At 72.9% G+C, this 13,450-nt stretch carries 9 protein-coding genes; 6 read left to right on the top strand and 3 right to left on the bottom strand.

The window, feature by feature from the left end:
- Positions 1 to 138 precede the first annotated feature (138 nt).
- The gene (locus tag AB0G63_RS34170) at positions 139 to 2,034 is read right to left on the bottom strand and encodes an ABC transporter ATP-binding protein (protein ID WP_360758490.1); all 1,896 of its coding nucleotides are present in this window, start codon (positions 2,032 to 2,034) and stop codon (positions 139 to 141) included.
- Between the two features lie 117 nt (positions 2,035 to 2,151).
- Here AB0G63_RS34170 and AB0G63_RS34165 point away from each other — a divergent pair, with 117 nt between their 5' ends.
- Both AB0G63_RS34165 and AB0G63_RS34160 read left to right on the top strand, forming a co-directional pair.
- Positions 2,152 to 3,294: a lysylphosphatidylglycerol synthase domain-containing protein gene (locus AB0G63_RS34165; RefSeq protein WP_360758445.1), complete on the top strand. Its 1,143-nt coding sequence runs from the start codon at positions 2,152 to 2,154 to the stop codon at positions 3,292 to 3,294.
- Between the two features lie 193 nt (positions 3,295 to 3,487).
- Positions 3,488 to 4,582, top strand: a complete 1,095-nt coding sequence (locus AB0G63_RS34160; protein ID WP_360758488.1) for a mechanosensitive ion channel family protein — start codon at positions 3,488 to 3,490, stop codon at positions 4,580 to 4,582.
- 27 nt (positions 4,583 to 4,609) lie between these two features.
- Here the strand turns inward: AB0G63_RS34160 and AB0G63_RS34155 are convergent, their stop codons facing one another.
- Positions 4,610 to 6,211, bottom strand: a complete 1,602-nt coding sequence (locus AB0G63_RS34155) for a M1 family metallopeptidase (protein WP_360758443.1) — start codon at positions 6,209 to 6,211, stop codon at positions 4,610 to 4,612.
- Between the two features lie 241 nt (positions 6,212 to 6,452).
- On the opposite strand from AB0G63_RS34155, the gene AB0G63_RS34150 reads away from it, so the two are divergent.
- The 3 genes from AB0G63_RS34150 to AB0G63_RS34140 all read left to right on the top strand — a co-directional run bounded on the left by AB0G63_RS34150 (position 6,453) and on the right by AB0G63_RS34140 (position 12,153).
- Entirely contained in the window at positions 6,453 to 8,672 is a 2,220-nt protein-coding gene (locus AB0G63_RS34150) for an NADP-dependent isocitrate dehydrogenase (RefSeq protein ID WP_360758441.1), read from the top strand.
- 962 nt (positions 8,673 to 9,634) lie between these two features.
- Complete coding sequence (locus AB0G63_RS34145; RefSeq protein WP_360758439.1) at positions 9,635 to 10,996, top strand: bifunctional o-acetylhomoserine/o-acetylserine sulfhydrylase; 1,362 nt, start codon at positions 9,635 to 9,637, stop codon at positions 10,994 to 10,996.
- The gene (locus AB0G63_RS34140) at positions 10,993 to 12,153 is read left to right on the top strand and encodes a homoserine O-acetyltransferase (RefSeq protein ID WP_360758486.1); all 1,161 of its coding nucleotides are present in this window, start codon (positions 10,993 to 10,995) and stop codon (positions 12,151 to 12,153) included. Before AB0G63_RS34145 ends, AB0G63_RS34140 begins: the two co-directional genes overlap by 4 nt.
- A gap of 4 nt (positions 12,154 to 12,157) precedes the next feature.
- Here AB0G63_RS34140 and AB0G63_RS34135 read toward each other — a convergent pair whose 3' ends face one another.
- Positions 12,158 to 12,499 carry a DUF5713 family protein gene (locus tag AB0G63_RS34135; RefSeq protein WP_360758437.1) on the bottom strand — a complete coding sequence of 114 codons (342 nt, stop codon included), beginning with the start codon at positions 12,497 to 12,499 and terminating at the stop codon, positions 12,158 to 12,160.
- A gap of 85 nt (positions 12,500 to 12,584) precedes the next feature.
- Here AB0G63_RS34135 and AB0G63_RS34130 point away from each other — a divergent pair, with 85 nt between their 5' ends.
- The gene (locus AB0G63_RS34130; protein ID WP_360758435.1) at positions 12,585 to 13,385 is read left to right on the top strand and encodes an N-formylglutamate amidohydrolase; all 801 of its coding nucleotides are present in this window, start codon (positions 12,585 to 12,587) and stop codon (positions 13,383 to 13,385) included.
- The last annotated feature ends 65 nt before the right edge of the window (positions 13,386 to 13,450 follow it).

The raw sequence follows: 13,450 nt of genomic DNA, 5'->3' as shown, positions 1-13,450 counted from the left end.
AACATAGCGAGGCGCGTTGCCGTCGGCAATGGTTCGGCACAGCCCACCCTCGAAGCGGTGTCACGCCGCTGCGGGGCAGTGAGTTCGACGGTGTGTCAGTCCTCGGCCCGGGGCGGGCGACGGGGCCCGCCCCGCCGCTCACACCACGGCGTCCCCCGCCGCCACCTCCGCCTGCCCCTCCACGCGCTCGAACTGCGTCCGGTACAGCTCCGCGTACCGCCCGCCCGCCGCCAGCAGTTCCTCGTGGGTGCCGCGTTCCACGATGCGGCCGTCCTCGACGACCAGGATGAGGTCCGCCGACCGGACGGTGGACAGCCGGTGGGCGATGACGACTGCGGTCCTGCCCTCCAGGGCCTCGGTGAGCGCCTCCTGGACGGCGGCCTCCGAGGTGTTGTCGAGGTGGGCGGTGGCCTCGTCGAGGACGACGACGCGCTGGCGGGCCAGCAGCAGCCGGGCGATGGTCATGCGCTGCCGCTCGCCCCCGGAGAGCCGGTAGCCGCGCTCGCCGACGACGGTGTCGAGGCCGTCGGGCAGGGACCGTACGAGGTCGTCGAGGCGGGCGCGGCGCAGCGCGTCCCACAGTTCGGGCTCGGCCGCCCCGGGGCGGGCCAGCAGCAGGTTGGCTCGGACGGTGTCGTGGAAGAGGTGGCCGTCCTGGGTGACCATGCCGAGGGTGGCCCGCAGGGAGGCGGCGCTCAGCTCGCGGACGTCGACGCCGCCGATGCGCACGGCGCCCTCGTCGACGTCGTACAGGCGCGGCAGCAGGGCGGCGATGGTGGACTTTCCCGCGCCGGAGGAGCCGACGAGCGCGACGGTCTGTCCGGGTTCGGCGCGGAAGGAGACGCCGTGCAGGACCTCGGCGCCGCCTCGGGTGTCCAGGGACGCCACCTCCTCCAGGGAGGCCAGGGAGACCTTGTCGGCCGACGGGTAGGCGAAGCGGACGTCGTCGAACTCGACGGCGACCGGGCCCTCCGGGACGGCGCGCGCGTCGGGCCGCTCCTCGATGAGCGGCTTCAGGTCCAGCACCTCGAAGACGCGCTCGAAGCTGACGAGGGCGCTCATCACCTCCACCCGTGCGCCGGCCAGCGCGGTCAGCGGCGCGTACATGCGGGTCAGCAGCAGCGCCAGCGACACCACGGCGCCCGGCTCCAGGCTGCCGCGCAGGGCGAACCAGCCGCCGAGGCCGTATACGAGGGCGAGGGCCAGGGAGGAGACGAGGGTCAGCGCCGTCATGAACACCGACTGGGCCGTGGCGGTGCGAACGCCGATGTCCGCCACCCGGCGGGCCCGCTCGGCGAACTCCCGCGACTCCTCCTCCGGGCGCCCGAACAGTTTGACCAGCGTGGCTCCGGGCGCCGAGAAGCGCTCGGTCATACGGGTGCCCATCGCCGCGTTCAGCGTCGCCGCCTCCCGCTGCATGCGGGCCATCCGGCTGCCCATCCGCCGGGCCGGGACGACGAACACCGGCAGCAGCACCAGCGCGAGCAGCGTGATCTGCCAGGACAGCGTGAGCATCACGGCGAGCGTGAGCACCAGCGTGACCACGTTGCTCACCACGCCCGACAGCGTGTTGCTGAACGCCCGCTGCGCGCCGATCACGTCGTTGTTGAGCCGGGAGACCAGCGCGCCCGTACGGGTACGTGTGAAGAACGCGACCGGCATCCGCTGCACATGATCGAACACGGCCGTCCGCAGATCGAGGATCAGGCCCTCCCCGAGCGTCGACGACAGCCGGCGGCCGAGGACGCCGAGCGCCGCCTCCGCGATCGCGATGAGCGCGATGAGCAGGGCCAGGCGTACGACCGTGCCCTCGTCGTCGCCCGACACGATCGCGTTGACGACGCGGCCGGCCAGCACGGGGGTGGCGACGGCGAGCAGCGCGGTCACGACTCCGAGCAGTACGAACAGCGCGATGCGGGCGCGGTGCGGGCGGGCGAACGCGCCGATACGGCGCAGCGTGGCACGCGCGAGGGGCCGACGCTCCTGCTGGGCGTTCATGACACTGTGCAGCTGTGTCCACGCCGTGGTCTCCATGCTCATGGAGAGAAGGTAGAACCTCGATCGTTGTCGAGGTCAACACTCCCCCGCTTCGTCCCCCCGCTCCGCCCCCGGCTCCACCCCCTCGCACCGTCCCCTCGCCCGAAGGACCCCATGGCCCCGTCTCCCCACCCGCTGCCCGTCCGTAAGCGGCCGTCCGCGATCCCGCAACCCGCGGTTGGCGGCGAGCGGGCACCCTCGTCCGATGTGACCGCGGTACACCTCCCCGAAGCACCGCTCGACCAGGGACGCCTCCCCCAAGGCCGTCTCCCCGAAGGAAGTCCCTCCCGAGGGCGCCTCCCCGAAGGACGCCGAGCACGTCTCCCCCGGCGTGTCCCGGTCCGCCGGATCCTGTGCCTGGTGCCGTTGCTGCTGGTCACCGTCGTCGCCGTACGGCACCACGGTGTCCTCGCCGACGGCTTCTCCCGGCTGCGCGCGGCGGAGTGGCCGTGGCTGCTGGCCGCGGGCGGCGCGACCTGTCTGACCTGGGTGGCGGCCGCCTTCACCCGGCAGGGCGCGGTCGTGGAACGGCTGCCCCGACGGCGGCTGCTCGCCGCCCAGTTCGCGGCGGGCGCGGCCAACCACCTGCTGCCCACCGGCCTCGGCGCGAGCGCGGTCAACCTGCGCTTCATGACCGTCTGCGGGATCCCGCTCGCCCGCTCCTCCGCCGCGCTCGCGCTGTACCTGCTGGCGGAGTCGGTCACCCGGCTCGCCCTGCTGGCCGGCCTGCTGCTCGCCTTCCCGGGCGCGCTGCGCCTCGGTCCCCTGCTCCCGCACGACGCGATGGGCCCCCTGCTGTACGCGGCCGGCGCGGTGGTGGTCGCGGCCGCGGCGGTCCTGGCGGGGGTACGGCGGCTGCGGACGGCCGTGGCGTCCTTCCTGCGCACCGCGCTGGGCGAACTGCGTTCGGTGCACACCCGTCCGTCCCGCGCCCTCGCCCTGTGGGGCGGCGCGTTCGCCTTCCCCGCGCTGCAGGCGGCCGGGCTGGCCCTGGTCGGCCGCGCGCTGGAGCTGCCGGTGCCCGCCGTGCACACGGCGGTGGCGTACCTCGCGGCGACCGTCGCGGTGGCCCTGGTGCCGACGCCGGGCGGGGTGGGCTCGGTGGAGGCGGCGCTGGTGCTGGCGCTGGTCGCGGCGGGCGGCCCGGCCGCGGTGGCCACGGCGGTCGTCGTCGCCTACCGCGTCATCACCGTCTGGCTGCCGCTGCTGCCGGGGGCGCTGACGCTGGGCGCGCTGGTGCGCATGAAGGTCATCTGACGCTCCCGCACCCCACCGCGCGGTCTCGGGCGCAGGTGAACCGCCCTGCCGGATACGGCAGGATGAGGGGTCGCACATCCCGAGACCGAGCAGGTGGCAACAACGTGACGACACTTCACATCCGGCCTTCCGCGGCGGCGCCCGCCGCAGAACCGCTCCCCGGAGGTGACCGGTGACCCGAACGCTCACCGTGCTGACCCGGCCGCTCACCGTCGACGACCTGGTCCTCGCCGGAATCGCGCTGGCCGCCGGGCTGTTGGCGGCCTTCCTGCTGCGCATGCTGATGCGCTGGCTGGGCAAGCACGCCGACCGGACCCGCTGGAGCGGCGACGACGTCATCGTGGACGCGCTGCGCACGGTGGTGCCGTGGTCGGCGATCGTCGGCGGCGCGGCCGCCGCGGGCGGGGTGCTGCCGCTGACGAAGGCGGTCCAGCACCACGTCAACCAGGTCCTGACCGTGATCCTCATCTTCGTCGTGACGCTGACGGCGGCCCGGGTCATCGCCGGCCTGGTGCGCACGGTCACCCAGTCCCGCTCCGGCGTCGCCGGATCCGCGACGATCTTCGTCAACATCACCCGGGTGCTGGTGCTGGCGATCGGCTTCCTGGTGGTGCTGCAGACGCTGGGCATCTCCATAGCGCCGATGCTCACCGCCCTGGGCGTGGGCGGTCTGGCGGTCGCCCTGGCGCTGCAGGACACCCTCGCCAACCTCTTCGCGGGCATCCACATCCTCGCCTCCAAGACCGTGCAGCCCGGCGACTACATCCGGCTCAGCAGCGGCGAGGAGGGGTACGTCGTCGACATCAACTGGCGTCAGACGACCGTCCGTCAGCTCTCCAACAACCTGGTGGTCATCCCCAACGGCCAGCTCGCGAAGACGAACATGACCAACTTCACCCGTCCCGAGCAGCAGTTGACGATCCTGGTGCAGGTGGGCGTCGCCTACGACAGCGACCTCGACCACGTCGAGCGGGTGACCAACGAGGTCATCGCCGAGGTGATGACCGAGATCGCCGGCGCCGTCCCCGAGCACGAGCCGACGATCCGGTTCCACACCTTCGGCGACTCCCGGATCGGCTTCACGGTCATCCTGGGCGTGGGCGAGTTCAGCGACCAGTACCGGATCAAGCACGAGTTCATCAAGCGGCTGCACCGGCGCTACCGGGACGAGGGCATCAGCATCCCGGCGCCGGCGCGCACGGTGGCGCTGCAGCAGGGCTCGGTGGCGATCCCGCAGCAGCGCGTCCACACGGAGGCGGGCGACGCGAACGCCGCCCGCCTCGAGTAGGCCGGCCGGGTCAGCGGCTTCGGCGGCTCACAGGGTCGCCGAGTTCTCGTGGTAGTGCCCGCCCCTGCGGCTGTGCGGGGCGACGAGGGACGAGCTCACCGGGTTGACCGTCCAGTCCGGATGGCCGGGCATCCGCGGCGTCTTCGTGCCGTACAGCCACTCCCGCAGGAAGCCGGACACGTCCTGGCCCGACACCTCCGAGGCGACGGCGATGTAGTCCTCCGTCGTCGCCGCGGAGTTGCGGTGGCGGTCGAGGAAGGCGCGTTCGAGGGCGTTGAAGGCGTTCTCGCCGACCAGTTGGCGCAGGGCGTACAGGACCAGGACGCCGCCCAGGTAGCGCTGGCTGTCGAAGAGGTCGACCGCGTTCGGCGCGGCCACCGGGCCGGAGTCGGCGCGCCACTGGTCGCCGCGGGCGTAGGTGTCCTTCATGCGGGCTTCCAGGGTGGTCAGCCCGAGGGAGTCGGCCCAGCCGCGCTCGTAGCGGTACAGCAGCCCGTAGAAGTCGGCGTGGCCCTCGTTCAGCCACAGGTCGGCCCAGGTCGCGGGCGAGACGCTGTTGCCGAAGTAGGAGTGGACCAGCTCGTGCATCATGTGCGAGCCGATCTTCCTCTCCTCCTGGAGCAGGAAGTTCGGCTTGTACAGGGTGAGGGTCTGGGTCTCCAGGCCGGTGAAGTCGAAGGCGTTCGGGTCGTCGGAGTTGCAGGGCAGCAGCCCGTACGTCTCGAACGGGTAGGCGCCCAGCCGCGCCTCCAGCCAGCCCACCAGGCCCGGGGTCAGCGCCAGCGCCGGTTCCAGAGCGGCGGCGCGGGCGGCCGGGACGACGTCGCGCAGCGGCAGCCCGTGCGGGCCCTGCCGGTCCTTGACGAGGTAGTCGCCGACCGTGATCTGCACCAGCTCGGTGGCCATCGGCTCGCGGGAGCGGTACGTGTACGCCGTCCGGCCGCCCGAGAGGGCCTCGGTAGCGGTGAGCAGGCCGTTCGCCACGCCCCGCAGGCCTTCGGGGACCGTGATGCGGACGGTGAAGCCGGCCTTGTCCGAGGGGTGGTCGTTGCAGGGGAAGACGGTGTGCGCGGAGTTCGGCTGCGGGCAGACCGCGAAGCCGTCGGGGGTGACGACCCAGGCGGTGTGCGACAGGGTGCGGCCGGGGTCGGCCGTGTAGTCGACGCGGACCGTGGCCCCGGCCCGCGCGGGCAGCGGGGCGGCGGGCGTGACGCGCAGCTTCTCGTCCGCCTGCTCGAAGGCGGCGGCCTCGCCGTCGACGCGGACGGCGTGTATGTCCAGGCCGAGGGCGTCCAGGGAGAGCCGGGTCAGCGCCCGGGTGGTGCGGACGCGTAACGTCGCGGTGGCCTCGACGAGCCTGGTCGTGGCGTCGTAGGCGAGGTCGAGGCAGTAGTGGGAGACGCGGTAGCCGTCGTTGCCGAGGTCGGGGAAGACGGTGTCGCCGAGGGTCTCGGGGCCCGGGGTGGCGGTGTCGTCGGGGGTTCCGGGGGCCGGGGTGGCGGTGTCGTCGAGGGTTCCGGGGGCCGGGGTGGCGGTGCCGTCCGCCGCCTGCGCCGTTTTCCCGACGGTCAGTGCCACGGCGGTGCCGAGCAGGGCGGCCGGGCCCGTCACTCTGGTGCGATATCTCATGGTCAGCTTTCGTTCGGGCGGCCGGGTGGTCGGTTCCGGCCGCTTCGACGATCAGATGCACGATCTCTTTCCAGGACCCCGGGCTCGGCCTCTCGGTTGCACCCGGGCGGCCCTCTTCGGGCACGTGGCGCGAACTTCGGGCGCGTGGCGTGAAAAGTGACCAAGGGCCGCTGTCGAGGAGGCCCCGCTCACGAGATATCTTGATGTCGAGCAATGTTGCAGACGTGGAGCGGAGCACCCGGTGACTGACTCGACCATCATCTATACGCACACTGACGAGGCCCCGGCCCTGGCGACGTATTCCTTCCTGCCGGTGGTCCAGGCGTACGCCTCGCAGGCGGGTGTCGCCGTGGAGACCCGCGACATCTCGCTGGCCGGACGCATCATCGCCGTGTTCCCGGAGTACCTGACCGAGGACCAGCGCATCCCGGACGCCCTGCACGAGCTGGGCGAGCTGGCCAAGACGCCCGAGGCCAACATCATCAAGCTGCCGAACATCTCGGCGTCGATCCCGCAGCTGCGGGCCGCGATCGCGGAGCTGCAGGGCAAGGGCTACGCGCTGCCGGACTACCCGGACGACCCGAAGACCGACGAGGAGCGGGAGATCCAGGCCCGCTACGACAAGATCAAGGGCTCCGCCGTCAACCCGGTCCTGCGTGAGGGCAACTCCGACCGCCGCGCCCCCGCCTCGGTCAAGAACTACGCCAAGACCCACCCGCACCGCATGGGCGCCTGGTCGGCGGAGTCGAAGACCAACGTCGCCACCATGGGCGAGAACGACTTCTGCTCCACCGAGAAGTCCACGGTGATCTCCGGGGCCGGTTCGCTGCGCATCGAGCTGGTCGGCGACGACGGCACGACCACCGTGCTGCGCGAGTCCGTACCCGTGCTCGAGGGCGAGGTCGTCGACGCCTCCGTGATGCGCGTCGCCGCGCTGCGCGAGTTCCTCACCGCGCAGGTCGCCCGCGCCAAGCAGGAGGGCGTCCTGTTCTCCGTGCACCTGAAGGCGACGATGATGAAGGTCTCCGACCCGATCATCTTCGGTCACGTGGTGCGCGCCTTCTTCCCGAAGACGTTCGCGAAGTACGGCGAGACGCTCGCCGCGGCCGGCCTGACCCCGAACGACGGCCTGGGCGGCATCCTCAAGGGCCTGGAGGCCCTGCCCGAGGGCGCCGAGATCAAGGCCTCCTTCGACGCCGAGATCGCCGAGGGCCCGGAGCTGGCGATGGTCGACTCCGACAAGGGCATCACCAACCTGCACGTGCCGTCCGACGTGATCGTGGACGCCTCCATGCCGGCCATGATCCGCACCTCCGGCCACATGTGGGGCCCGGACGGCCAGGAGCACGACACCCTCGCGGTCCTGCCGGACTCCTCCTACTCCGGCGTGTACCAGGCCGTGATCGACGACTGCCGCGCCAACGGCGCCTACGACCCGGCCACCATGGGCTCCGTCCCCAACGTGGGCCTGATGGCGCAGAAGGCCGAGGAGTACGGCTCCCACGACAAGACCTTCGAGATCCCCACCACGGGCACGGTCCGCCTGGTCGACGGCAACGGCGACGTCGTCCTGGAGCAGACCGTCTCCGCCGGCGACATCTTCCGCGCCTGCCAGACCAAGGACGCCCCGATCCGGGACTGGGTGAAGCTGGCCGTCACCCGCGCCCGCGCCACCGGCGACCCGGCGGTGTTCTGGCTGGACGAGAACCGCGCCCACGACGCCAACCTGATCGCCAAGGTCAACCAGTACCTCCCGGAGCACGACACCGAGGGCCTGGACATCCGCATCCTGAACCCGGTCGAGGCGACCAAGCTGTCGGTGGAGCGCATCCGCCGCGGCGAGAACACCATCTCCGTGACCGGCAACGTGCTGCGCGACTACCTGACCGACCTGTTCCCGATCCTGGAGCTGGGCACCAGCGCCAAGATGCTGTCGGTCGTCCCGCTGATGGCGGGCGGCGGCCTGTTCGAGACGGGCGCCGGCGGTTCCGCGCCGAAGCACGTCCAGCAGCTGGTCAAGGAGAACTACCTGCGCTGGGACTCCCTCGGCGAGTTCTTCGCCCTGGTGCCGTCCCTCGAGCAGTACGCCGACTTCACCGGCAACGCCCGCGCCAAGGTGCTCGCCGACACCCTCGACCGCGCCACGGCGACCTTCCTCAACGAGGACAAGTCCCCGACCCGTCGCGTCGGCGGCATCGACAACCGCGGCAGCCACTTCTACCTGTCCCTGTACTGGGCGCAGGAGCTGGCCGGGCAGACCGAGGACGCCGACCTGGCCAAGGCCTTCGCGCCGCTGGCCGAGACGCTCGCCGCGAACGAGCAGCGCATCGTCGACGAGCTGATCGCCGTCCAGGGCGAGCCGGCCGACATCGGCGGCTACTACCAGCCGGACCCGGCCAAGGCCTCCGCGGTCATGCGCCCGTCCGCCACCTGGAACGAGGCGCTGGCGACCCTGAGCTGACGCCCGACGGACCCTGACCTCCAGGGTCCCCGCCCCATCTCCGCCCCGGCCGGCCCACCACCGCCCGCCGGGGCGGAGCCGTCAGCGGGGCAGTGCCGGCCAGTGCTGGAAACCGGCCGGTGTACTCCAAGGGTGGGCCGGACCAGGCCGGTTGGACAGCCACCAGACCGAGCGGCACCCGGTCGCCCGCGAAACGCTCCGCCAAGCGGTCGACGACACCCGACTCCTGCTCCAGGTGCTGAACGCGCGCAACGAACAGCTCCGGGCCGGCGCGGCGGCCTCGACCCCGACGGAACTCCCCTGGCCGGAAAGGTACTTCGCCCAACTGGGCCTCGTGCTGGGTACGACCTACCGCTCCGGCGCCGTCCCGAGCGCCCACTGCGAGCCTCCCGAGCCCTCCGGCACGGAGTACTTCCCCACCGCGGAGCCCGGCCGCCGTATGCCCCTCTTCTGGCTCACCGCCGGCCGCTCCACGCTCGACACCGTCGGCAAATGGTTCACCCTGCTCACCCCGGCCCCCGGCCCCCGGCCGCTGGCAGCAACAAGCTCTCGCCTCATGACCGTTGCGCATCGAGACCCTGCCCGGCGAACACGCCGGCCTCCGGCCGTGCGGCGTGCAGCGGCTACGGGCGTGTGGCCGTTCATGAAATTCACATGTCAGCGGCGGCGGCGGGCTGGTCCCGCGGTGGGCGTGTGTGCTTCCCTCGTCGCATGACCGTGCTCGTGACCCGCCGCCACGTCGACCACGGGCACGTCACGACCACGGGTTGTCGCGCCGTGAGCTGACGCTCCGCCCCGGCCCGTACATCCTCCCCCGCTCGTCCCGCCCTCCGTCGTGCCCGCACCCGTATCCCTGCCCGGCCGCACCCGTATCCGGCCGCATCCATCCCCGACCGGACCCGGACCCGCATCCCGCCAGCGCCCAGCACCAGCACCAGCACCAGCACCAGGAGCCACACATCATGAGCCAGCCCATCGACGCCGTCGCCGCCGGTCACACGCCGGACGAGAGCTCCACCGAGCCCGGGACCCCGGCCTGGTCGTTCGAGACCAAGCAGATCCACGCCGGGGCCGTGCCGGACCCGGCGACCGGCGCCCGGGCCACGCCGATCTACCAGACGTCCTCGTTCGTCTTCCGGGACACCCAGCACGCCGCCGACCTGTTCTCGCTCGCCGAGCCCGGCAACATCTACACCCGCATCCACAACCCCACCCAGGACGTCTTCGAGCAGCGGATCGCGGCTCTGGAGGGCGGTGTCGCCGCGGTGGCGCTGGCGTCGGGGCAGGCCGCGGAGACCCTGGCGATCCTCACCGTGGCCGGCGCCGGCGACCACATCGTCTCCAGCGCCTCGCTGTACGGCGGGACCTACAACCTCCTGCGGCACACGCTGCCGAGGTTCGGCATCCAGGTGTCCTTCGTCGAGGACCCGGACGACGTCGAGGCCTGGCGGGCGGCGATCCGGCCGGACACCAAGGCGCTGTTCGCGGAGACACTCGGCAATCCGCGCGGCAACGTGCTCGACGTGCGGGCGGTCGCGGACGTCGCCCACGCGGCGGGCGTGCCGCTGATCGTGGACAACACCGTGCCGACGCCGTACCTGCTGCGGCCGATCGAGCACGGCGCGGACGTCGTCGTGCACTCGGCGACCAAGTTCCTCGGCGGGCACGGCACCACCATCGCGGGCGTGGTCGTGGACGGCGGCACCTTCGACTTCGGGGCGCACCCCGAGCGGTTCCCCGACTTCTCCGAGCCCGACCCCAGCTACCACGGGCTGCGGTACTGGCCGGCGCTCGGCCCGGGCGCGTTCGCGGCCAAGCTGCGGGTGCAGCTGCTGCGCGATCTGGGGCCGGCCCTGTCCCCGCACTCGGCCTTCCTGCTGCTGCAGGGCGTGGAGACGCTGAGCCTGCGCATCGAACGGCACTCCGCGAACGCGCTGGCGCTCGCCGAATGGCTGGAGCAGCGCGACGAGGTCGCCGCCGTCCACTATCCGGGCCTGGCGTCCAGCCGCTGGCACGAGGCGGCACGGACCTACCTGCCGCGCGGTGCGGGCGCGGTGGTCTCCTTCGAGCTGCGGGACGGAGTGGAGGCGGGCAAGCGGTTCGTGGACGCGGTGCGGCTGTTCAGCCACCTCGCCAACATCGGCGACGTGCGCAGCCTGATCATCCACCCTGCGTCCACGACGCACAGCCAGCTCGACGAGGAGCAGCTCGCGGCCACCGGGACCACACCGGGCCTGGTGCGCCTGTCGGTCGGCATCGAGAACCTCGAGGACCTCAAGGCCGACCTGGAGGCCGGTTTCCGCGCGGCCAAGGGCGCGTCCTGAACGCCGTCCCCGCGGACCCGCGTCCCACGGTCCCCCTCCCGCCGGCCACCGGGGCGTGGCGGGAGGGGGACCCGCCGGGGCGGCGCCGGTGGCACGTCCTGGACGGGCCGCTGCCGCTGGAGGCCGGCGGTGAACTGCCGGGCGCACGGCTCGCGTTCGAGACGTGGGGGCGGCCCGCTCCGGACCGCTCGAACGCCGTGCTGGTGCTGCACGCGCTCACCGGCGACAGCCACGTCGCCGGCCCGGCCGGCCCCGGCCATCCGACCCCGGGCTGGTGGGAGGGGCTGGTCGGGCCTGGCCTGCCGCTCGACACCGACCGGTTCTTCGTCGTCGCCCCGAACGTGCTGGGCGGCTGCCAGGGCAGCACCGGGCCGGCCTCGCCGCGTCCCGACGGGCGGCGCAGCTGGGGCGGGGCCTTCCCGTTCCTGACCCAGCGCGACCAGGTCGCCGCCGAGGCCGCGCTGGCCGACGCGCTCGGCGTCGAGCGGTGGGCGCTGGTCGTCGGCGGCTCGATGGGCGGGATGCGCGCCCTGGAGTGGGCGGTCACCCACCCGGAGCGGACCGGCGCGCTGCTGCTGCTCGCCACGACGGCGGCGGCGAGCGCGGAGCAGATCGCCTGGGCCGGCGTCCAGCTGCACGCCGTCCGGGCCGATCCGCACTGGCAGGGCGGCGACTACCACGACACCGGGCGCGGCCCGCACGCCGGGCTCGGCCTCGCGCGCCGCCTCGCCCACGTCACCTACCGCAGCGAGCCGGAGCTCCAGCTCCGCTTCGGCCGTACGCCCCAGGGCGCCGAGGACCCGTTCGACGGCGGCCGGTACCAGGTCGAGTCGTACCTCGACCACCATGCCGCCAAACTGGTACGGCGGTTCGACGCGGGCAGCTACGTGGTGCTGACGCAGGCCATGAACGCGCACGACGTCGGGCGCGGCCGCGGCGGCGTGCGGGCCGCTCTGCGCCGGGTCACCGCCCGCACGCTGGTCGCGGGCGTCGACTCCGACCGGCTCTACCCGCTCGCCCAGCAGGCCGAGCTGGCGGCCCACATCCCGTCCGCGGACCGGCTGAGGGTGATCGAGTCGCCGTACGGGCACGACGGGTTCCTGATCGAGACGGATCAGGTCGCCACGCTGGTGCGGGAGTTGCTCGCGGAGGGCTGAGCGGTCACCAGTCGCGGGTGGCGATCAGCTCCTCCACGTCGGCGTCGGGGAAGCCGTAGGCGTGGGCGACGAAGCGGAAGTCGCGGGCTATCTCCTCCCGGGCCACCGTCTCGATCTCGCTGCCGGCCGCCTCGAAGGCGGCCTGCAGGGCGTTGAACTCGTCGGTGGCCGCGTGGGTCAGGGCGTACAGCGCGGCGAGGTCGGCCGGCCGTTCGGCCTCGACGCGCTCGCACAGCGCCAGCAGCACCGCCCTGCCGCGGTCCACCACGTGGTCGGGGAAGTAGTCGTCCCGGTACAACGCCGCCAGGAACGGGTGTGCGGTCACCTGCTGGTTGACGACGGGCATGCTGTTCCCCCTGTGCTCGACTCGACGGTCCCGTGTGACACCTTGATCATGCACGACGCCACTGACAACGCCCCCGGAGCAGCCCGTGCCGCACCCCACCGCCCCCTCTTTCGAGCTTCTGCCCGGCGCGAACGGCTCCCCCGTGATCCTGCACGTGCCGCACTCGGCGCGGGAGATACCGGCCGACGTGCGCGCCGGCATCGTGCTGGACGACGCGGCGCTGGAGCGGGAGCTCGACCACATCACGGACGCGCACACCGCGGAGCTGGCCGACGCGGCGGCCGGGCTGGCCGGGGTGACTCCCTGGCGGTTCGTCAACCGGCTCTCCCGGCTGGTCGTCGACCCGGAGCGGTTCCCGGACGAACGGGAGGAGATGCTGTCGGCCGGGATGGGGGCGGTGTACACGCGGACCACGCACCGGGCCGCGCTGCGGTCCGCGGACACCGACCCGGAGCCGCTGATCGAGCGTTACTTCCGGCCGTACGCACGGGCGATGACGGACGCGGTGGCGGACCGGCTGGCCGCCACCGGCCGGGCGCTGATCGTCGACGTGCACTCCTACCCCACGGCGCCGCTCCCGTACGAGCTGCACGGTGCGGGACCCCGGCCGCCGGTGTGCCTCGGCACCGACTCCTTCCACACCCCGCCCGGACTGCTCGCCGCGGCGCGCGAGGCGTTCGCCGGGTGCGGGGAGACGGGACTGGACAGCCCGTTCAGCGGCGCGTACGTGCCGCTGGAGTTCTACGCTAAGGAGCCCCGGGTCGGGGCGCTGATGGTGGAGATCCGCCGGGACGCGTACATGAGCGAGCCGGGCGGCCCGGCCGGCCCCGGGCTCACCCGGCTGGCGTCGGCGCTGGCCGCGCTGGTCGACGCCGTGACCGCCTGAGCCCGGCCGGGCGCGGGCCCGCCGCGGGCGGCGAAGGGGTCGATGTCGAGGCCGGGCTCGGGGCC

The sequence above is a fragment of the Streptomyces sp. NPDC020996 genome (assembly GCF_040641355.1).
In the GTDB taxonomy this organism is placed as follows: domain Bacteria; phylum Actinomycetota; class Actinomycetes; order Streptomycetales; family Streptomycetaceae; genus Streptomyces.
The sequence above is the reverse complement of the archived record's forward strand: the minus strand, read 5'-3'. Positions and strand labels throughout refer to the sequence as shown.

Coding starts and splice junctions, on each gene's coding strand:
- AB0G63_RS34170 (WP_360758490.1), bottom strand. CDS start 2,034: ATGGAGACCACGGCGTGGACACAGCTGCACAGTGTCATGAACGCCCAG.
- AB0G63_RS34165 (WP_360758445.1), top strand. CDS start 2,152: ATGGCCCCGTCTCCCCACCCGCTGCCCGTCCGTAAGCGGCCGTCCGCG.
- AB0G63_RS34155 (WP_360758443.1), bottom strand. CDS start 6,211: ATGAGATATCGCACCAGAGTGACGGGCCCGGCCGCCCTGCTCGGCACC.
- AB0G63_RS34145 (WP_360758439.1), top strand. CDS start 9,635: ATGAGCCAGCCCATCGACGCCGTCGCCGCCGGTCACACGCCGGACGAG.
- AB0G63_RS34135 (WP_360758437.1), bottom strand. CDS start 12,499: ATGCCCGTCGTCAACCAGCAGGTGACCGCACACCCGTTCCTGGCGGCG.